Origin of the sequence: Sphingomonas sp. Leaf67 (genome assembly GCF_001421965.1) — a bacterium.
Lineage (GTDB): Bacteria > Pseudomonadota > Alphaproteobacteria > Sphingomonadales > Sphingomonadaceae > Sphingomonas.
This window is the reverse complement of sequence record NZ_LMLP01000001.1, coordinates 503,420-523,643: the sequence shown is the minus strand read 5'-3', so window position 1 is coordinate 523,643 and position 20,224 is coordinate 503,420. Positions and strand designations below refer to the sequence as shown.

The following is a 20,224-nucleotide window of genomic DNA, read 5'->3' as shown; positions in this document are numbered from 1 at the left end:
ATTTAAGTACCCGAGCGGACGGTAACTTTTGCGGTTAACCAACGGTAACGTTTGCGCGGTCGTCGAAATCGGAATTGTAAGGTTGTCCGTGACTTGCCGTTTCGGGCCCGTCGCGGGCAACGATCATCGATCCACGAAAAAATACGCACATGCCGATTTTTTCGGATTCGGCGCGGATCGATCGGATGCCGCGCATCGCGCCGAGTCGATGCGGCCTATCGGCCGGGCAACCGCCGTGCGATCAGGACCAGCAGGAAGCCGAGCGCGGCGACGACCGATCCGGTGACGACCCAGAGATACTGGTCGATCATGAACGAGCTGGCGGGCCAGCGGATGATGCCCATCCCCTGACCCAGCCAGAATAGTCCGACGAACGCGAGGATCGCACCAACGATCATCACCACGCGCCGGACGATACGCATCTCAGCGCTGCCCCACCGGCACGTAATCGCGCTGGGCGGGACCGGTGTAGAGCTGGCGCGGACGGCCGATCTTCTGTTCGGGGTCCGAAATCATCTCGTTCCACTGCGCGACCCAGCCGACGGTGCGGGCGAGCGCAAACAGCGCGGTGAACATGGTGGTCGGGAAGCCGATTGCCGAGAGGATGACACCCGAATAGAAGTCGACGTTCGGGAACAGCTTCTTTTCGATGAAGTAATCGTCCGACAGCGCCAGTTCTTCGAGCCGCAGCGCGGTTTCGAAGACCGGATCGTTGACTCCGAGCGATTCGAACACTTCGCGCACCGTCTTCTGCATCACGGTCGCACGCGGATCGTAATTCTTGTAGACGCGGTGACCGAAGCCCATCAGGCGGAATGGATCGTCCTTGTTCTTGGCCCGGGCGATATATTCCGGAATGCGTTCCGGCGTGCCGATCTCGCGCAGCATGTTGAGCGCAGCTTCGTTGGCTCCGCCATGCGCCGGGCCCCACAGGCAGGCGATACCGGCGGCCATGCAGGCGAACGGGTTGGCCCCCGACGAACCGGCCAGACGCACGGTCGAGGTCGACGCATTCTGTTCGTGATCGGCATGCAGGATGAAGATGCGGTCCAGCGCCTTTTCGACGACCGGGTTCACTTCATACTTCTCGGCCGGCACGCCGAAGGTCATCTTCAGGAAGTTGCCGGTATAGCTGAGCGAATTGTCGGGATACTGGAACGGCTGCCCGACGCTGTACTTGTACGCCATCGCCGCGATCGTCGGCATCTTGGCGATCAGACGATGCGACGCGATCGTCCGCTGGGTCGGGTCGGTGATGTCGGTCGAATCATGGTAGAATGCCGACAGCGCGCCGACGACGCCGCACATGATCGCCATCGGGTGCGCGTCCCGACGGAACCCGCGATAGAAGGTCGCGAGCTGTTCGTGCAGCATCGTGTGGCGAGTGATCGTGTTGGTGAAGTTACCCAGTTCGTCGCCCGACGGCAGTTCGCCGTTCAGCAGCAGATAGGCGACTTCCATGAACGACGATTCTTCGGCCAGCTGCCCGATCGGATAGCCGCGGTGCAGCAGCACGCCTTCGTCGCCATCGATATAGGTCAGTGCCGAATCGCAGCTGGCGGTCGACGTGAAGCCCGGATCGTAGGTGAACGCGCCGGTCTGCGCATACAGCTTGCGGATATCGACGACGTCGGGGCCGATGGTGCCCGATCGCACCGGAAATGCGACGTCCTTGCCCGCGACCTGCAGTTTAGCGTTATCGGCCATCTGGCGTCTCCTGTTAGGTTATGCGGCCGGTTTGGCCATCTGGTCTTCGATGCGGCCGAGGCTCTCTTCGCGGCCCAGCAGGGCGAGCACGTCGAAAATCCCCGGTGAGGTGCGCGAACCCGTCAGCGCGGCGCGAAGCGGTTGCGCGGCGGCACCCAGCTTCAACCCCGCTGCCTCCGCCACTTCGCGTACCGCAGCTTCGATCGTCTCCGTATCCCATGCTGCGAGTGCGTCAAGCTTGGCGTGCAACTGCGTCAGGATCGCCAGTGCCTCGGGCGTCAGCAGCGTGATGGCACCGTCATCCATCGCCAGCGGGCGCGACCTGAAGAAGAAAGCGGCATTGGCGGCCAGTTCGTTGATCTCGGCGGCGCGGACCTTCAACACCGGCATGGCGCGCTGCAACAGGTCGCGGTCGATTCCGTCGGGCAACCGCTCCGCGACCAGCGCGGTCAGGCGGGCATCGTCGGCCTCGCGGATGTAATGGCCGTTCAGGTTCAACAGCTTCTTCGTATCGAAACGGGACGGCGATCGGCCGACGCCCGACAGGTCGAACACCTCGGTCGCACGCTCGCGGCTGATGATCTCCTCGTCGCCATGGCCCCAGCCGAGACGCAGCAGATAGTTGTTCAGCGCCTCGGGCAGGACGCCAAGTTCGTCGCGATAGGCCTCCACGCCCAGCGCACCGTGCCGCTTCGACAGCTTGGCACCGTCCGCACCGTGGATCAGCGGCACATGGGCATAGACCGGATCGGGCCAGCCGCCCTCGACTGCGTCCATCGCGCGGATCAGCGCGAGCTGGCGGAAGGCGTTGTTAAGGTGATCGTCGCCACGAATGACGTGCGTCACGCCCATGTCGTGATCGTCGACGACGACCGCGAGCATATAGGTCGGCGTACCGTCCGATCGAAGCAGCACGAAATCGTCGAGTTCGGCATTGGCGACGGTGACGTCGCCCTGCACCTGATCGGCGATCGTGACCGACCCCTCCTTGGGTGCCTTCAGCCGGACGACGAACGGCGCGCCTGCGGGGGCGTCCTCGGGCGCACGGTCGCGCCAACGGCCGTCGTAGCGGATCGGCCTGCCGGCGGCGCGCTGTTCCTCGCGCAGCGCCGTCAGTTCCTCGGGGGTGGCATAGCAGCGATAGGCATGGCCGGCGTCGAGCAACTGGTGTGCGACGGCGGCATGGCGATCGGCGCGTGCAAACTGGAACACGGCGTCGCCGTCCCAGTCGAGGCCGAGCCAGCGCATCCCCTCAAGGATCGCGTCGATCGCCGGCTGGGTCGACCGCGCGCGATCGGTATCCTCGATCCGCAGCAGGAAACGACCGCCATGGCGACGGGCATAGAGCCAGTTGAACAGCGCGGTGCGTGCGCCGCCGATGTGGAGAAAGCCGGTCGGTGACGGCGCGAAACGGGTGACGACAGGCGTCGCGGAAGTGGTTGCGCCCAAGCGCGGATGCTCCCAGAAATCGGGTGGAACAGATATGGCAAGCTCAGCCGCGAACGCCCCTAGCATGGCACCCCGCCTGCTTCAAACCACGCACGTCGGGGCTCGGTTCCTCGGCGCGCTGGAACGCTTTGCCGAGGCCGAGCGGGGGCAATTGCCGCTGTGGATGCCGGTCGCACTGGGGGCGGGGATCGCGGCGTGGTTCGTGCTGCCGGGGCCGGCGGGGTGGGCGGCGGTGCTGTTGGCCGGGCTGGCGGTGGCGCTCGCCGGACTGGTCCTGCCATGGGGGATGCGGACGGCGCGGGCGATTACCATCGGCGGATTGCTGGTGATGCTCGGCTGCGGATTGATCTGGTGGCGCGCGGAACGGGTCGCGGCACCGGTACTGGCCCGGCCGGTCGTCGCGGCGTTCGAGGCGCGGGTCGAGCGGGTCGAGCCGCTCCCGGCGCGCGAACTGGTGCGGCTGACGCTGCGTCCGGACGTAGCCGCGCGACTGCCGCCGGTGGTGCGGGTGAATATCGCCGAGGATGATCTACCCCCCGGGGTCGTACCGGGGAGCCGGCTATCGCTCCGCGCCCGTCTGATGCCGCCACCGACTGCGGCACTGCCCGGTGCCTATGACTTTGCGCGGACCGCGTGGTTTCAGGGGATCGGCGCGACCGGGCGCGGCTTCACGCCGATCCGCGTCGTCGCGCCGGGCGATCCGGGCAATGCCGCGCTGCGTTCGACGCTGACCGGCCATATCGTCGCGCGCGTCGATGGCAGCGAGGGCGGGATCGCCGCCGCGTTCGTGACCGGCGACCGCGGCTCGATCGCCGAAGCCGATGCCGAAGCGATGCGGCGCTCGGGCCTTGCCCATCTGCTGTCGATCAGCGGACTGCACGTGACGGCGGTGGTCGTCGGTACGATGACGCTGGTACTGAAGCTGTTTGCGTTGTTCCCGCCGATCGCGCTGCGGTGTCGGCTGCCGGTCGTGGCGGCGGGGGCGGGGGCCATGGCCGCGCTGGCCTATACCTGGCTGTCGGGCGCGGACGTACCGACGGTGCGATCGTGTATCGCCGCGCTGCTGGTGCTGGCCGCGCTGTCGCTGGGGCGGGAGGCGATCACGTTGCGGCTGATCGCGACGGGCGCGTTGCTGGTGCTGCTGGTCCTTCCCGAATCGCTGGCGGGTCCGAGTTTCCAGCTGAGTTTCGCCGCCGTCACCGCGATCGTCGCGCTGCACGAACATCCCCGCGTCCGTCGCTGGTTCCTGCAACGCGACGAAGCGGTCTGGCGGCGGTTCGCGCGCAGTCTCGGATCGCTGCTGCTGACCGGCCTGCTGGTCGAGGCGGCGTTGATGCCGATCGGCCTGTATCATTTCCACAAGGCCGGGCTGTACGGCGCGCTCGCCAATATCGTGGCGATCCCGCTGACGACCTTCGTCACCATGCCGTTGGAGGCGCTGGCGCTGCTGCTCGATCTCGGCGGACTGGGCGCGCCGGCATGGTGGGCGGTCGAGCAGTCGCTGGCGCTGCTGCTGTGGATCGCCCGGACGGTGGCGGCGGCGCCGGGGTCGGTCGCCGCATTGCCGGCGATGCCCGACGGTGCGTTCGCGCTGATGGTGGCAGGCGGCCTGTGGATCGCATTGTGGCGCACGGCCATCCGGCGCTGGGGTCTGGTGCCGCTGGTGATTGGCGCGCTCTGGGCGTTGGCGACGCCCGCACCCGACCTGCTGGTGACCGGCGACGGACGGCATTTGGCGCTGGCGACGCCGGCTGGCGGCATGGCGATCCTGCGCGACCGGGCGGGCGACTATGTCCGATCGACGCTGGGCGAAGGCGGCGGTGTCGAGGGTGAATTGCCGCCGCTATCGGATCAGCCGGGCGTCAAATGCAGCGCCGACCTGTGCATCGCCACCCGGCAGGCGGGCGACCGGCGCTGGACGATCGTGGCCACCCGCAGCGGCTATTCAGTGCCCTGGGCGGAACTGGTCGCCGCCTGTCGCCACGCCGACATCGCCGTCAGCGACCGGCGTCTGCCCGCCGGCTGTACCCCGCGCTGGCTGAAGCTCGACCGGACGACGCTCGCCCGCACCGGCGGGGTGGCGATATCGCTGGCCGACGCACGGGTGACGACGGTGCGGGGCGGCGGGCAGCATCCATGGGAGGTGCCGCAGACGATCGCCCCGCCACGTCCGCCCTATCGCGAGCGGCGGAACGGGCGGAAGGGCGGGGTTTCGGACGCCTTGCGATGATCGTTGATCGCGACGCGCGCGCAGACGAAGGCGAACCACGCGATCAGCATTCCGCCAAGCACGAACGCCCATGGCATCGGCAGCTTCGGGCCGAACAGCGCGAGGATCGGCAGCAATGCAGCCGATCGCACGACGGCGCTCCGCCCGGTCCAGTTCCGCCCGATCATCGTTAGAGCCGGGGCAGCGTCACGCCGCGCTGGCCCATATATTTGCCCGCACGGTCGGCATAGCTGGTCCCGCACGGCTGGTCGCCCTTCAGGAACAGGAACTGGCACGCGCCTTCATTGGCGTAGATCTTGGCGGGCAGCGGCGTCGTGTTCGAAAATTCCAGCGTGACATGCCCCTCCCATTCCGGCTCCAGCGGGGTCACGTTGACGATGATGCCGCAGCGGGCATAGGTCGATTTGCCGAGACAGATGACCAGCACGTCGCGCGGCACCCGGAAATATTCGACGGTCCGAGCCAGCGCAAAGCTGTTGGGCGGAATGATGCAGACGTCGGTCTTGCGATCGACGAAGCTGTTCTGCGCAAAGTCCTTCGGGTCGACGACCGCCGAGTCGACGTTCGTGAAGATCTTGAACTCGTCCGACACGCGCGCGTCATAGCCATAGGACGACAGGCCGTAGCTGATGCAGCCCTCGCGCCGCTGCGATTCGACGAAGGGTTCGATCATCCCCGTCGCCAGCGCGGTTTCGCGAATCCAGTGATCCGACAGGATCGTCATATCATACCCTCTTGCTGCCGGCTGCTCCATCGCCGGATCGCGGGGGCAGGGCAAGCGGCTTCATACCCGACGTGGTGACCGCGTTTAGTCGATCCCGAGATCGGCCGGTCCGAAGGCGTCGGGCAATAGCTCCGATAGGCGGTAGGTCCGCATCGCATCGCCCTCCGCCGCGCCGCAATGGACCGGCAGGTCGCGGCCGGCCATTTGCGCCGCTTCGTTGATGACCTGTCGGCAGCGGCCGCACGGGCTGACCGGCGTGGTGCCGGTGGCGCGGCCGTCCGCGTCCATCGCCCCGCCGATCACGCCGATCGCGACGATCTGGCGCAGGCGGCCGGCGGCGGAGGCGGTTGCGATCGCGACGGTCTCGGCGCAGAGCGACAGGCCGTAGCTGGCATTTTCGAAATTGGCGCCCGTGACGATCGATCCGTCGTCCATCAACAGCGCTGCCCCCACCGCAAAGCGCGAATAGGGTGCGTGCGCGTTGGCGGCGGCAGCGCGCGCGGCGTCGATCAGGGCGGCGGGATCGGTCATTGGGCGGCTACACTCCACGCGACGGGACGCGCGACGCCATCGAACCGCCGTGCCGGGTTCGCCTGCCACATCCGCCACGGCTGCGCCAGATATGCGGGTTCGAAGAAGCGCCGCTGCGCCCAGAGCGGACGGACGATCGCCGCGCTGATGCGATATTCGTCCTCGAACGCCGGCGAAATGCGCAGCATCATCGGCCGGCCGTCATGATATTCGGCGGGGGCCAGAAAGCCACGGATCGCGGTCAACACCTGCGCCCGCGTCGGGCGGGTGGCGCAGTCCTCGGAGAAGTCGAGCGCCAGCGTCGCGGGCAGGGCGTCGGCGGCGCGCGGCACGGTGGTCAGATAGGCGGTGACCTGATCGGCGGTCGGCTCGCACAGCGAAAAGACGTGCAGCGCGCCCTGTCGCAGCCCGGCAGAATGCGCGCCGTTCCAGTTCGTCTCGAACGCCGCATCGCGCTGCGTCCCCTGCGATGCCGTGACATAGGCGAAGTCCGCCCCGCGCGCGCGGGCGGTCGGCCAGTCGACCGTGCCGTCCGCCGCCGAGACCGTCAGGCCCTGCACCGGAAACCGGGCGCGTTCGGGCGTCCAGCCGAACGACCATCGCCACGCGAACAGCGCGACGAGCGCCAGCACCGCCAGCGCGACGAGAATCGACTTGAACCGCATCAGCCCTTGATATGCAGCACGCAGATCAGGGTGAAGAGCCGGCGGGCGGTGTCGAAATCGATCTCGACCTTGCCGTCCAGCCGCTCGCGCAGCGCCTCGGCCGCTTCGTTGTGGATGCCGCGCCGGGCCATGTCGATCGTCTCGATCTCGTGCGGGGTCGCCTGTCGAATGGCTTTGTAATAGCTGTCGCAGATCGCGAAATAATCGCGGATCGGGCGGCGCAGGCGCGCCATGCCCAGCACCAGCGTCTCGAGCAGGCTGCCGTCCTCGCGTGCGATATCGATCGCCAGTCGCCCTTCGGGCACCGATAGTGCGATGCGATACGGACCGGCATAATTGTCGGGCGACACACGGGCCGGGGCGAAGTGATTCGCCTCCAGCAGATCGAAGATCGCGATCCGTCGTTCCTGCTCGATATCGGCGCTGCGCCACAGGATCGTGCGCTCGTCGAGGGTGACGTCGATGATCCGGGGATCGGCCATGGCCTCCTGTCGCCGCTTCGTGGCGTGGCGTCCACCGCAAAATGCGCTGTCAACCGGTTGAGCGTAAGCCTCAGGTCTGGGAGAAGGGGCGATGGCCACTGTTCACAGCATCGGCGGGGGTACTCCCCCGCAACCACCACGCGTGCCCCACAATGTCGACGCGGAGGCGGCGTTGCTCGGCGCGATGCTGATCGACAATGGCCTTGCCGACGACATGGTCGAGCGGCTGGACACCGAACATTTCTATGATCCCGCCCATGCGCGCATCTTCGAACGCGTCCGCGATGTGCGCCGCACCGGCATGATCGCCAGCCCCGTGACGCTGCGTCCGATGTTCGACAATGACGAATTGCTCGCGGCGCGCGGCGGCACCCAATATCTGGTCGAGATCACCGGCAGCAATGCCAGCCTGATCGGTGCGCGCCAGTTTGCGCAGCAGATCTACGACCTTGCCCAGTTGCGCGCGCTGATCACCGTCGGGCGGACGCTGGTCGAAAACGCCACCGACACCTCGACCGAGGTCGATCCCAAGAAGCAGATCGAGGCTGCCGAGGAAGCGCTGTTCAAGGTCGCGGCCGAGGGAAATACGACCAATGCGGTGAAGTCGTTCGCGCAGGCGACGACGATGGCGGTCCGCATGGCCGAACGCGCGATGAATTCGGGCGGCGGTCTGTCGGGTGTTACGACCGGGCTCGATTCGATCAACGGCCGGATCGGCGGCATGCATCACAGCGATCTCATCATCCTTGCCGGCCGCCCCGGCATGGGCAAGACGTCGCTCGCCACCAACATCGCCTTCAACGCAGCGCAGCGCTACATGGACGATCAGCGCGCCGGCATGGAAAAGGGCAAGTCGGTCGGGGCCAAGGTCGCGTTCTTCTCGCTAGAAATGTCCGCCGATCAGCTGGCGACGCGTATCATGGCGGAGCAGGCGTCGATCAGTTCCGAAGCGCTGCGCATGGGCAAGATCCGCAAGGAGGATTTCACCCGCCTCGCCAACGCCGCCGCCGATCTCGAACAGCTGCCGCTCTATATCGACGACACCGCTGGCCTGACGATTTCAGGGCTACACACCCGCGTCCGCCGGTTGCAGCGCAAGCTGGACGGCGAACTGGGGCTGGTCGTGGTCGACTATCTTCAGCTGTTGCAGGGATCGGGCAAGGGCAGCGACAACCGCGTGCAGGAAATCTCGGAGATTTCGCGCGGATTGAAGACACTGGCCAAGGATATCGGCGTGCCGGTGATGGCATTGTCGCAGTTGTCGCGCGCCGTCGAGCAGCGAGAAGACAAGCGGCCACAATTGTCCGATCTTCGTGAATCCGGCTCGATCGAGCAGGACGCCGACATGGTCTGGTTCGTGTACCGCGAAGACTATTACGTCGCGGCCAAGGAACCGAAGCGCCCGCGCGACGGCGACGATGCGAAGGTGTTTGAGGACCATGCCAAATGGGCGATGGATATGGAACGGGTCTATGGCCTCGCCGAGCTCATCATCGCCAAGCAGCGCCACGGTGCGACGGGCAAGGTCACGCTGAAGTTCGAGCCGCAGATAACCAAGTTCAGCGACTATGCCGGCAGCGGGTTCAGCGGCCTCGACGAATGACCGGCCGGTCCTGACGCGGCAAAAAAAGGGGAAGGGCCGGTGGCACCTCCCCCGATTTGTTGATGGCGTTCGCGTCAGATGCGGAACAGGGCGCCCACCACGATACGGCGATCGTTCAGGAAGCTGAACCGGTCGTACCTCTGGCCATCGGTGTCGATGATGCCATATGCCTTGCTCTTCGTGTCGAGGATATTGGCGATCGATCCGCGGATCTGAAGGTTGCCGATATTGAACTTCAGCGACGCGTCGAGGAAGCCGGCGTCCTCCGCGTAGATCGGGTTGCCCGTCACATAGTCGCGATACGTCAGCAGATACGACGAGCGCCAGTTATAGGCGAGACGCGCCTCGACCACCTTGTCCTGATAGATCGCGACCGCGTTGGCGATGTGCTTGGACTGGCCGAGCAGGTCGCTGACGCCCCAGCGGAACACCTGCGTCACATCGTCCGGCACCCCGTCGCCATTGGCGTCGGCACCGTTGCCCGGCGGTGTCGTGGTCGCATCGATGAAGGTGTAGTTCGCCTGTACGCCGAGATGCTTCAACGGCCCCGGCAGGAAGTCGAAGAACTGCTGATACCCGACCTCGACGCCCTTCACCTTGGCTTTCGCCTGATTGACCGCGCCGTTGTAGACGATGTTCAGGGTCTTGCCGTCGAGGGTCGTCGTTCCCAGCGACAGGTCGCCGTTGGTGATGATGTTCGACAGGCTCTTGTAGAAGCCCGCGACCGACAGATAGCCGCCCTTGAAATACCATTCGTACGAAAGGTCGAAGCTGTCGGCGGTCGTCGGCTTCAGGAACGGGTTGCCGCGGCTGACGCGGATTTCGCTGGCCGAGACGTCCTGCGCACCGCGATCCACGCCGAATAGCGGGTCGTTCCGGTCGGTGATCTGGTCGTACCGGGTGGTGGTGGTGGTGACCACATATTCCTGCGACGCGCGCAGATCCTGCACGTTCGGTCGGCTCAGCCCCTTGCTGTAGCCGAAGCGGAACAGCATCTCGCGGTTGAGGTTGAACTTCATGTTGAACGACGGCAGCCACCGTTCGTCGACGAGGTTGAGCGTGGTCGGGATCGCGGCCTGCTCTGCATAGGCAACTGCCTGCGGCGCGAAGTCGCGAATGTCGTCGCGGCTTTCGGCGTCGTCGGTGCGCAGCCGCTTACCGGTGTCCGGGTCGAACGTGTATTGGCAATTCTGCTGCCCCGGACCGCCGGTAAGGCTGCAGGACGGCAGATCGGGATTGAACGGCCGGAAGGCCTGGAAGCCTGACGATTGCAGTTCGGTACGAACGTACCGCACGCCGATATTGCCGTCGATCGACATGCCGCCGTCGAAATCATGTTTGAAGTCGACGCGGACATAGGCGTTCTTCGTCCGCTCCGTGATGTCCGACGTATCCTCCGGACGATAGACGCCCTGGCCGAAGCGCGTGCCGTTATCGATGCCGCGCGGGACCCAGCTACCCAGTGTCGCCAGCTGTGGTTCGCTGGCGATATATTTGCGAAACGCGGAATAGTCGTTGAGGATATTCTGGTTCACGAAGACGAAGTCGGTGTTGCTGCCCTGTATGACGCCGTCGCCACGGAAGAAGTCCTTGAAGCTGACCGCTTCAAAACCCTTGTTCGGGTTCTGGAACGTGCCGGCGATGCCATAGCCGCCGGCCCATGCCGGCGCGATCGCACCCCAGTTCAGCGCCATTTCCGAATTGACCTGGCTGCGTTCGGCGAAACGGGCACCGAACTTCACGCTGTCGAACCAGCCGGCAAGGCCGTCCGCGCCCGACACGTCGTAGCTCAGGTCGCCACGCAGCGAGTACAGGTCGCCTTCGCCGTTCTGGAACTGGTCGGCGGCGAACTGGAAATTGGCACCGTTAAAGTCGCTTGAACTGGTCGGCGTCGGAATGAACACGCCCGGCGTGGTGATGACGCCGTTTGTGGTCACCGGATCACGGTCGCCAGAAAAGCGCGTATTGCCGGGATTGAAGCGGTGCGTGGGATCGATGAAGAATTCGACGCGCGGGTGATCGAGGTCCGGCTTCACCGAATAGTTGAAGTAGCTGTTCATGCCACCCCAGATCTGCCGTTGCCGGGCGTCGGCCTTCGTATATTGACCGTCCACGGTCACGAACAGCCGCTCGCTCGCGGTCCATTTCAGGTTCAGGCTGAAGTCTTCGGTGGTCGCTTCTTCCTGCTTGCCGACGCCGAGCATGCCGATGTCGCGGCCGCGCGCACCGGTCCATGAATCGTTGTTGCTGGTGACGAGGCCCGATTCCATCAGGCCGCCCTGTACCGGATACAGGGTTTCGCAATCGCCGGGGGCGACCGGACGACCGCCGGGGCCGCTGCACATGGGCAGCCCGCTGGAACCCCAGTTCTTGTTCAGCTGCATGTTCTGGACGCCGATCTGGACGCCGCCATTATGGTCGGGGAACCATTCCAGCGTCCGTTCGGTGCTGTTGATCTTGGTTTCGACGCGAATATACTTGAACGTCGCCTGGAGGCTGTCGTTGCGCCACTGCACTGCGCCGTAATAGCTGATGCGGTCGCGATCGAAGTCGGTGTTGCGCAGCTGGAAGCCGGGCGTGATGCCGACGATGCGCGACGGATCGGCACCGATGAATTCGTTGGTCCGGTTGTCGTCGTTAAAGTTGCCGGTTTCGGGGACGTTGCCGTTGGCGTCGAGGACGCGCGGGATCGGCGGGCTCTGCTGCCAGCCGTTGATCCGCGAATCGAGCCGCGAGCGCGAATAGGAACCGAGGATGCCGATTTCACCGATGCCGGTTTTCCAGCGCTTGCCCGCGGTGATGCTCCCCTGCGGCGACCATTTTTCGCGAAGGTCGGAAAACGTGCCGTCGAACGCGACGACGAACAGGTCCTTCTTGCTGTCAAAGGGTTCTAGCGTGCGCAGGTTGATCGTGCCGCCGATGCCGCCTTCGATCAGGTCGGCGCTCTGGTTCTTGTAGACGTCGACGCCGCCGACCAGCTCGGGCGGAATGCTGGAGAAGTCGAGCGAGCGACCGCCATTGGCGGAGAAGGCGTCCCGACCATTGAATTCCGAACGCACGAAGCCGAGGCCGCGCACAAGGTTGCCGCGGCCTTCGGGGGATGGAAAGTCGGGGCTGCCGCCATTGGTCGGGAACCGCGAGATGGTCACGCCCGGAATACGACCGATCGCTTCGGCGACCGAAAGGTCGGGCAGCGTCGCAATGTCCGATGCGGTGATCGAATCGACGAAGGTCGATGAGCGGCGCTTGATTTCCTTGGCTGATTCGAGCGCGGCGCGGATGCCGGTAACAACGATTTCACCCTCGGGCGTCGCATCCTGCGCATTTGCCAGCGGCGAGGGAACCTTCTCTTCGGGCGGCGTGATCGCCGTCTGGGCGAAGCCAGCCGCCGGTGTCAGCGCCAATGTCAGCGCCGAGGTGGCCATCAGCAACCGTTTAGCCGAGCGCGACGGATACGCGAGTACCTGCATCTTCATCAATCAATCCCCTCCCTGTGCGGCGTCTTTGCGCGCCGCCTGGTGTCCCCTGTGCCCAATCCTTGCTGCTCGTTGTCGTTTCTTGATACGACGCGGCTGGCAATGGTGGGGCAACGATCGGACGCATAAAGGATTCGATTTACCCCGGCAAGATAGCGGTAACATATTTAGCCGACATCGTTGACAATTGTCCGCCAGCGACGCTTTCTTTGTCGATAAGAATAACATTACGTATACAATGCGTGCTGCATCGCAGCGAAATACAGTGGTAACTGTGCGAAATCTTGTGCGGCGTGTCGTGACTGTTGAAGAGGACGGTAGAATGGCGGATTTCGGGGAAACCAGGTCAGGCGCAGCGTGAGCGGACGGGAGGAGATCGAACGGGTCTGTATCGTCGGTGGCGGTACCGCCGGGTGGATGACCGCCGCTGCGCTTGCGAACAGGCTGCAGGGGCTGGGCGTACGGGTACAGTTGATCGAATCGGACGAAATCGGAACGGTCGGCGTCGGCGAAGCGACGCTGCCGCACATCCGGGCGTTCAATACGACGCTCGGTATCGCGGAAGCGGACCTGATGCGGGCGACCGAGGCGACGTACAAGCTGGGCATCGAGTTTTGCGACTGGGGTCGAATCGGCGACCGCTACATCCATCCGTTCGGCAATTACGGACCGACCGACGACAGTATCCCGTTCTACCATCAATGGCTGCGACTGCGCGAACTGGGCGATGCGACCCGGTTGGACGAATATTCGTTCCCGGTGATCGCCGCCGAACACAACCGCTTCCGCCATCCGGGCAGCGACGTACGGCAGGTCGAATCGAGCTTCGGCTATGCCTATCAGTTCGACGCCTCGCTCTATGCCCGCTTCCTGCGCCGCTATGCCGAGACACGCGGCGTCGAGCGGATCGAGGGCAAGGTGGTCGACGTCGCGCTGCACGGCGAGAGTGGTCACGTCCGCAACGTGACGCTGGCCGATGGGCGGGTGCTGGAAGCCGATCTGTTCGTCGACTGTTCGGGGTTTCGCGGGCTGCTGATCGAAGGGGCGCTCCAGTCGGGCTATGACGACTGGAGCAACTGGCTGCCGTGCAACCGGGCGGTCGCGGTACCGACCGACAGTTGCTCGCCGCTCGGCCCCTATACCCGCGCGACGGCGCGAACGGCGGGGTGGCAGTGGCGGATTCCGTTGCAGCACCGGGTCGGCAACGGTCATGTCTATTGCAGCAGCTTCATTTCCGAAGACGACGCACAGGACCAGCTGATCGCCAATCTCGACGCGCCGATGCAGGCCGAGCCGCGACGGCTGCGCTTTACGACGGGGCGACGGCGCGATTTCTGGAAGCGCAACGTCGTCGCGATCGGGCTGGCCAGCGGGTTCCTCGAACCGCTTGAATCGACGTCGATCCATCTGATCCAGGATGGCATCACCGAATTGCTGGCGCTGTTCCCGACACGCCGCTTCGATGCGGGCGATATCGCCGAATATAACCGGCGGATGGCGCTGCATTTCGAACGGGTGCGCGACTTCCTGTTGCTCCACTATGTCGCGACCGAGCGCGAGGACAGCGAGATGTGGCGGCATTTCCGCGCGTTGACCCTGCCCGACAGCTTGCAGGCGAAGATCGATGCGTGGCTGACGCGCGGCTATGTCGTACCCTATCAGTTCGGATTGTTCCTGCCGCCCAGCTGGGTGGCGGTGATGCTGGGGCAGAGGCTGATGCCAAAGGGATATGATCCGCGCGTGCTGGCGCAGGGCGATGCGACGATCGCGGCGCGGGCGGCGGCGCTGCGGCGTGCGGTGGCGCAGGCGGTGCAGGCCACGCCCGATCATGCCGACTATATCCGCCGATCGCCGGCCGCGGCCGGTCTGGCGGCCTGACGCACGATGCAGGCGTTGGAAACCTCTGCAGCGGTCGGACGCATAATGGTGTGCGGCAGCGGGCTGGCCGCCGAGATGACCGTGGCGGCGCTGGCGATGCAATTGCCGCCGCAGGTCGCGATCGTGCGCGTCGATGCAGGCGACCAGCGGGGGAGCGACCTGTTCTATGGCAGCGTGACCGCGCCATCGGCCTATGCCTTCAACCTGTCGGCCGGGGTCGATGAGCGGCGACTGATCGTGACGAGCGATACGAGCTTTTCCTGGGGGACGCGCTATGCCGATTGGGGCGGGCGCGGCTGGATGCAGGGATTTGCGCTGCCGTTTCCGGTGATCGACGGGATTCAGCTGCATCAGTATCTGGCGTTGGTCGGAACGGACGCGATCACGCCCTATGTCGCCGGGATACAGGCGGCGCGGCGCGGCGTATTCGTGCATCCGCCGCGCGAGGGCGACGGCCAGCACCCGCTGGCGCGCGCCGAATATGGCTATCAATTCGACCCGGTCGACTATGCCGCGCTGTTCGTCGCGGCGGTGCCGGCGGGGCGGGTCGAGCGGGTCGGCGGTACGGTCGTCGGTGTCGAGGTTGCGGACGGTGCGATCGCGGGCGTGCTGCTGGATGATGGCCGGCTGCTGACTGCCGACCTGTATGTCGATGGCAGCGGCCCGCCGGCGGTATTGCTGTCGGCACTTGCGCCGGACTGGCAGGGGACGCGACGGATCGCGCTGGCGGTCGAGGACGATGCCGGCACCGACGAAACGCCGCTGCGGACGGTGCGGGCGACGCCCGATGGCTGGCAGAGCGAGACCCCGTTGAAAGGGCGCGTCCGGCGGATGCGGGTGTCGGCGGCGGGTACCGGTGACGTCGCGGCGACGATCGGTCGACGGTCGCACGGCTGGGTCGGCAATTGCGTCGGCATCGGACAGGCGGCGGCGGTGGTGGAACCGCTGACGCCGGCACCGATGCTGCTGCTGGAACGCGATATCGAACGGCTGCTGACGCTGATCCCGACGCGGGCTGACATGGGTGTAGAAGCTCGCGAATATGATCGCCGGTTCGCCGACGATCACGACCACGCCGACCTGTTCCAGCGGGCGTTCTTCACCGCTGAAGGACTGCCCGACGGCCCCTATTGGCAGGCGGCGACGGCGGAACCGGTGCCGGAGAAGCTGGCGCGCAAGCTGACGATGTTCGCCGATCGCGGGGTGCTGGTTGCCTATGACCTCGAACCCTTTCACCCGGAGGACTGGACGATCCTGCATCTCGGGCTGGGATCGCGGCCCCGGCGGCACGACCGGCTGGCCGATCGTGCCGATCCGGGTCGCGTGCGGCAATATCTGTCGACCATGGAGCGCGACATCGAACAGGCGGTGGCGAAGCTGCCGCCCGCGCGCATCTATCGCGCGCAACTCGAACAATATCTGAAGCGGGGAATGGTATGAGCGCGCCGCTGTTGCGCCGGATCGTGATCGTCGGCGGCGGATCGGCGGGGTGGATGACCGCCGCCGCGCTGTCGAGCCTGCTCGATCCGAAGGACGTCGCGATCACGCTGGTCGAATCCGACGCGATCGGCACGGTCGGGGTGGGCGAGGCGACGATCCCCGACATCCTCGCCTTCAACCAGATGCTGGGCGTCGACGAGGCCGAGTTCATGGCCGCAACGCAGGCGACGTTCAAACTGGGCATCGAATTCGTCGACTGGGGTACCAGGGGCGATCGCTATGTCCATCCCTTCGGCCAGCATGGCGTCGACATGCAGGGGATCGACTTCCACCAATATTGGCTGCGCGCCCGCGAGCATGGCGCGCCGCAACCGATCGAGGAATACAGCCTGTGCGCGGTAGCGGCACGGGCTGGCAGGTTCGCGCTGCCCGACCCGAACCCCCGATCGGTGCTGTCGCAGATCCGCTATGCCTATCATTTCGACGCGACGCTCTATGCGCGGTTCCTGCGCCGCTATGCCGAGAAGCGCGGGGTCGTTCGTATCGAGGGGATCGTCGGTGCGGTCGGGCAGGGGGCGGATGGCGCGATCACCCGCCTGACCCTCGCCGACGGACGCGTGGTCGCGGGCGATTTCTTCTTCGACTGCACCGGGTTCCGGGCGCTGCTCGCGGGCGAGGCGCTGGGCAGCGGGTTCGTCGACTGGAGCCACTGGCTGCCGTGCGATACCGCGCTGGCGGTGCCGAGCGAACATGCCGGGCCGCCGACCCCCTATACCCGCGCGACCGCGCGCGATGCCGGCTGGCAATGGCGCATCCCGACGCAGCGACGGGTCGGCAACGGTCATATCTTTGCCAGCGCCTTCACGACCGAGGAAGCGGCGAGCGCGACGCTGCTGGCCGGTCTCGATGCGCCCGCGCTTGCCGATCCGCGTCGCATTCGGTTCAGGGCGGGATGTCGCGAGACCTTCTGGTCGGGCAACTGCATCGCGATCGGGCTGGCGGCGGGGTTTCTCGAACCGCTCGAATCGACGTCGATCTATCTGATTCAGGAGGGGATCAGCCGGTTCATCTCGCTGTTCCCGCGCGGCGACATTCCGGAAATCCTGCGCACCGAATATAACCGCCATATGCGCACCGAGTTCGAACAGGTACGCGACTTCATCATCCTGCATTATGCAGCGACCACGCGCGACGATACGCCGTTCTGGAACCATTGCCGCACCATGCGACTGCCCGATACGCTGCTTCACAAGATCGAACTGTTCCGCGAAACCGGACGCGTGTTCCGTTACAATGACGAGCTGTTCACCCGGCCGAGCTGGGTCGCCGTGATGCTGGGGCAGGGGATCGTGCCGACGTCGTCCGATCCGATCGTCGCGACGCTGCCCGAACGCGATGTCGCGCGCAGTCTCGCATCGATGCGAGACGCGATGGCGGCGGCGGTGGCGCGGATGCCGACGCATGGCGACTTCCTCGCCCGCTACTGCCCGGCACCGGCGATGGCGGCATGAGCGAGGCGAACATCCGCGGCATCGTGATCGTCGGCGGCGGCACGGCGGGATGGATGGCGGCGGCGGCGCTGTCGCATATGCTGGCCGGCAGCGGCATGGCGATCCGCGTCGTCGAATCCGAAGCGATCGGCACGGTCGGCGTCGGCGAGGCGACGATCCCGCACATCCAGTATTTCAATCGCCTGCTCGGCATCGACGAGGATGAATTCGTCCGCCGGACCTGCGCGACGTTCAAGCTGGGCATCGAATTCGTCGATTGGGGGCAGATCGGCGAGCGCTATATCCACCCCTTCGGCACCTATGGGCAGGAGATGGAGGGCATCCATTTCCACCATTTCTGGTATCGCCATGCCCAGGCGGGGGGCACATTGCCGCTCGATCGCTTCAGCATCGGCGTCGGTGCGGCGCGGGCGGGCAAGTTCATGCGGCCCGATCCGTCGCGCCGCGGATCGCCGCTGGCCGGCATCAGCTACGCGTTTCAGTTCGATGCCGCGCTCTACGCCAAATATTTGCGCGAACGTGCCGAAGCGGCGGGCGTGGTGCGGACCGAGGGGCGGATCGTCGACGTCACGCTGAACGGTGCGAACGGCCATGTCGATCATGTCGTGCTCGACGATGGCAGCAGCGTCGCGGGTGACATGTTCATCGACTGCTCGGGCTTTCGCGGGCTGTTGATCGAAGGCGCGTTGAACGCGGGCTATGACGACTGGCGCGAATGGCTGCCGTGCGACCGGGCGGTGGCGCGGCCCTGCGCCCGCGTCGGCGATCCGACGCCATATACCCGCGCGACTGCGACCAGCGTCGGCTGGCGCTGGCGCATCCCGCTCCAGTCACGCACCGGCAATGGCCATGTCTATTGTTCCGACTATGTCGACGACGACACGGCGTTGGCGATGCTGAACGACGGTCTCGACGGGGCACCGCTGTCGGACCCGAACTTCCTGCGCTTCACGGCGGGGGTGCGACGCAAGGCGTGGGATCGGAATGTCGTCGCGCTCGGGCTGGCGGCGGGGTTTCTCGAACCGCTCGAATCGACGTCGATTCATCTGATCCAGACCGGGATTGCGCGGCTGCTGACCAACTTCCCCGATCGGTCGTTCAATCAGCCGGATATCGATTATTACAATCGGCGCACGCGGTTGGAGTATGAACAGGTCCGCGACTTCTTGATACTGCATTACAAGGCGACGGCCCGCAACGACAGCCCACTCTGGCGTCGCTGCCGTGATATGGCGATCCCCGCTTCGCTGGAAGAACGCATCGCCATCTTCCGCGAAAATGCGCGGCTGTACCGGCACGACAACGAACTGTTCAGCGAGACGAGCTGGCTGGCGGTGCTGCACGGGCAGAATGTCCACCCCAAGCGGCATCACCCGATCGCCGACATCTTGTCGGCGGAGGAGCTCGATCGCCGCATGACCCATATCGCCGGGGCGATGGACGCGGGGGTGCGGGCGATGCCCGACCATATGGCGTTCATCGACCGCTTCTGCCGCAGCCCGTCCTAACGGCGCAAATCGTCGATCAGGTAATGCTTCACCTGCTGCGCCCTGTCGGGCGTCATCTCGCCCAGCGCGCCGCGACCGGCGGCCGGAAGGTGGGTGACCGCGTCATGGCCCGCACCGAAGACATAATGGTCGAACCACGTCCGCCATATGTCGCGCTCGCGCTCGGGCAGGTCGCGGATGCTCATCACCGCGTGCATCAGCGTGCGGAAGGGAGACCCCTGCCAATCGCGCGGTGTCAGGGCCCACCAATAGTTGGTGAGGACGTTGATCGGCGACAGTCCCTCGACCTGATGCCACCACATATAGGGGATGTAGATCGCATCGCCGGGTTCGAGTTCGGCCTCCAGTGCGGTTTCCAGCGCCTCGGCATAGCGCGGATAGCGTTCGAGGTCGGGATTGCGCAGGTCGACCATGCTGACCGGCGGCCCGGCAAAGGTGAAGTCGAACGGCCCGACATACAGGTTGCGGACTTGTTCGGGCGGGAACAGCGTGAAGCGCCGCCGTCCGCCGACCACCACCGCGACGTTTTCCGACATGTCGAAATGGGTCGACACGGTGACGCGGTTGCCGACCCATAGCCGCGCGACCGCGCCCGGACCGGTAATGCCCAGCACATTGTCGCGGGCGAAATCGGGGCAGTTTTCGGCGATCGGCACCGCGCCTGCATAGAAGGCCGGCGGCTGTTCCTCGTCCCGCACGCTCATCAGCGCGCGCAGCAATTCGCCGATCGGGGCGATCCGCTGCTGATAGTTCAGCCCGCGCAGGTCGTTGCTGTACCAGAATCTGCCGTTGATCTGTGGCGGCCCCAGAAAGGCGGGGACCGGTTTGCCGAGATCGGTCGCCTCGATATAGTCGCGCAACGCTTCGTCCGACTGCCGGGCGGCCCGAACCGCCGGCCACGACGCGGCGATGCCGCGAAGGACCGCGGGCTGGCGCAGCGGCACGATCTCCGTCTCGAACCAAAGTCGATCGACGTCGTGCCATTCACGGATCGGCTGAAAACTGCGCGTCATATGGAAA

Annotated in this window: 16 protein-coding genes; 6 read left to right on the top strand and 10 right to left on the bottom strand. The window is 65.6% G+C overall.

Going from position 1 to position 20,224, the window contains the following annotated elements:
• Positions 1 to 215: 215 nt before the first annotated feature.
• The 3 genes from ASE90_RS02585 to gltX are packed head-to-tail and all read right to left on the bottom strand — an operon-like array spanning position 216 to position 3,156.
• Entirely contained in the window at positions 216 to 422 is a 207-nt protein-coding gene (locus ASE90_RS02585; RefSeq protein WP_235530463.1) for a hypothetical protein, read from the bottom strand.
• Position 423: 1 nt separating this feature from the next.
• Positions 424 to 1,707, bottom strand: a complete 1,284-nt coding sequence (locus ASE90_RS02580) for a citrate synthase (RefSeq protein ID WP_055995513.1) — start codon at positions 1,705 to 1,707, stop codon at positions 424 to 426.
• 18 nt (positions 1,708 to 1,725) lie between these two features.
• On the bottom strand, positions 1,726 to 3,156 hold the full coding sequence (gene gltX, locus ASE90_RS02575; RefSeq protein WP_055995510.1) for a glutamate--tRNA ligase: 1,431 nt from the start codon (positions 3,154 to 3,156) through the stop codon (positions 1,726 to 1,728).
• Positions 3,157 to 3,220: 64 nt separating this feature from the next.
• On the opposite strand from gltX, the gene ASE90_RS02570 reads away from it, so the two are divergent.
• Complete coding sequence (locus ASE90_RS02570) at positions 3,221 to 5,386, top strand: ComEC/Rec2 family competence protein (protein WP_235531627.1); 2,166 nt, start codon at positions 3,221 to 3,223, stop codon at positions 5,384 to 5,386.
• On the opposite strand, the gene ASE90_RS02565 is transcribed toward ASE90_RS02570, so the two are convergent.
• The 5 genes from ASE90_RS02565 to ASE90_RS02545 all read right to left on the bottom strand — a co-directional run bounded on the left by ASE90_RS02565 (position 5,332) and on the right by ASE90_RS02545 (position 7,788).
• The gene (locus ASE90_RS02565; protein WP_156361390.1) at positions 5,332 to 5,517 is read right to left on the bottom strand and encodes a hypothetical protein; all 186 of its coding nucleotides are present in this window, start codon (positions 5,515 to 5,517) and stop codon (positions 5,332 to 5,334) included. The genes ASE90_RS02570 and ASE90_RS02565 overlap by 55 nt on opposite strands.
• 38 nt (positions 5,518 to 5,555) lie before the next feature.
• A complete protein-coding gene (dcd, locus tag ASE90_RS02560; protein ID WP_055995505.1) occupies positions 5,556 to 6,110 on the bottom strand; it encodes a dCTP deaminase in 555 nt (184 codons plus the stop codon).
• Positions 6,111 to 6,194: 84 nt separating this feature from the next.
• On the bottom strand, positions 6,195 to 6,641 hold the full coding sequence (locus tag ASE90_RS02555) for a cytidine deaminase (RefSeq protein WP_055995501.1): 447 nt from the start codon (positions 6,639 to 6,641) through the stop codon (positions 6,195 to 6,197).
• Positions 6,638 to 7,306 carry a GH25 family lysozyme gene (locus ASE90_RS02550; protein WP_055995498.1) on the bottom strand — a complete coding sequence of 223 codons (669 nt, stop codon included), beginning with the start codon at positions 7,304 to 7,306 and terminating at the stop codon, positions 6,638 to 6,640. Before ASE90_RS02550 ends, ASE90_RS02555 begins: the two co-directional genes overlap by 4 nt.
• Complete coding sequence (locus ASE90_RS02545) at positions 7,306 to 7,788, bottom strand: UPF0262 family protein (protein WP_055995495.1); 483 nt, start codon at positions 7,786 to 7,788, stop codon at positions 7,306 to 7,308. Before ASE90_RS02545 ends, ASE90_RS02550 begins: the two co-directional genes overlap by 1 nt.
• A 91-nt stretch (positions 7,789 to 7,879) precedes the next feature.
• Here ASE90_RS02545 and ASE90_RS02540 point away from each other — a divergent pair, with 91 nt between their 5' ends.
• Positions 7,880 to 9,391, top strand: coding sequence for a replicative DNA helicase (locus ASE90_RS02540; RefSeq protein WP_055995492.1), 1,512 nt, complete (start codon positions 7,880 to 7,882; stop codon positions 9,389 to 9,391).
• A 74-nt stretch (positions 9,392 to 9,465) separates the two neighbouring features.
• Here ASE90_RS02540 and ASE90_RS02535 read toward each other — a convergent pair whose 3' ends face one another.
• Positions 9,466 to 12,867, bottom strand: a complete 3,402-nt coding sequence (locus tag ASE90_RS02535; RefSeq protein ID WP_055995488.1) for a TonB-dependent receptor — start codon at positions 12,865 to 12,867, stop codon at positions 9,466 to 9,468.
• Positions 12,868 to 13,224: 357 nt separating this feature from the next.
• On the opposite strand from ASE90_RS02535, the gene ASE90_RS02530 reads away from it, so the two are divergent.
• Genes ASE90_RS02530 through ASE90_RS02515 form a run of 4 tightly spaced genes read left to right on the top strand, consistent with a single transcriptional unit; the run spans position 13,225 to position 19,204 of the window.
• Positions 13,225 to 14,745, top strand: a complete 1,521-nt coding sequence (locus ASE90_RS02530) for a tryptophan halogenase family protein (protein WP_268794999.1) — start codon at positions 13,225 to 13,227, stop codon at positions 14,743 to 14,745.
• Positions 14,746 to 14,790: 45 nt separating this feature from the next.
• Positions 14,791 to 16,185, top strand: a complete 1,395-nt coding sequence (locus ASE90_RS02525) for a tryptophan 7-halogenase (protein WP_055995485.1) — start codon at positions 14,791 to 14,793, stop codon at positions 16,183 to 16,185.
• Positions 16,182 to 17,696: a tryptophan halogenase family protein gene (locus tag ASE90_RS02520; RefSeq protein ID WP_055995482.1), complete on the top strand. Its 1,515-nt coding sequence runs from the start codon at positions 16,182 to 16,184 to the stop codon at positions 17,694 to 17,696. Before ASE90_RS02525 ends, ASE90_RS02520 begins: the two co-directional genes overlap by 4 nt.
• Positions 17,693 to 19,204 carry a tryptophan halogenase family protein gene (locus ASE90_RS02515; protein WP_055995480.1) on the top strand — a complete coding sequence of 504 codons (1,512 nt, stop codon included), beginning with the start codon at positions 17,693 to 17,695 and terminating at the stop codon, positions 19,202 to 19,204. The genes ASE90_RS02520 and ASE90_RS02515 overlap by 4 nt, the downstream gene beginning before the upstream one ends.
• Here the strand turns inward: ASE90_RS02515 and ASE90_RS02510 are convergent.
• Complete coding sequence (locus ASE90_RS02510) at positions 19,201 to 20,217, bottom strand: cupin-like domain-containing protein (protein ID WP_055995477.1); 1,017 nt, start codon at positions 20,215 to 20,217, stop codon at positions 19,201 to 19,203. The two genes, ASE90_RS02515 and ASE90_RS02510, sit on opposite strands and share 4 nt — an antisense overlap.
• Positions 20,218 to 20,224 lie beyond the last annotated feature (7 nt).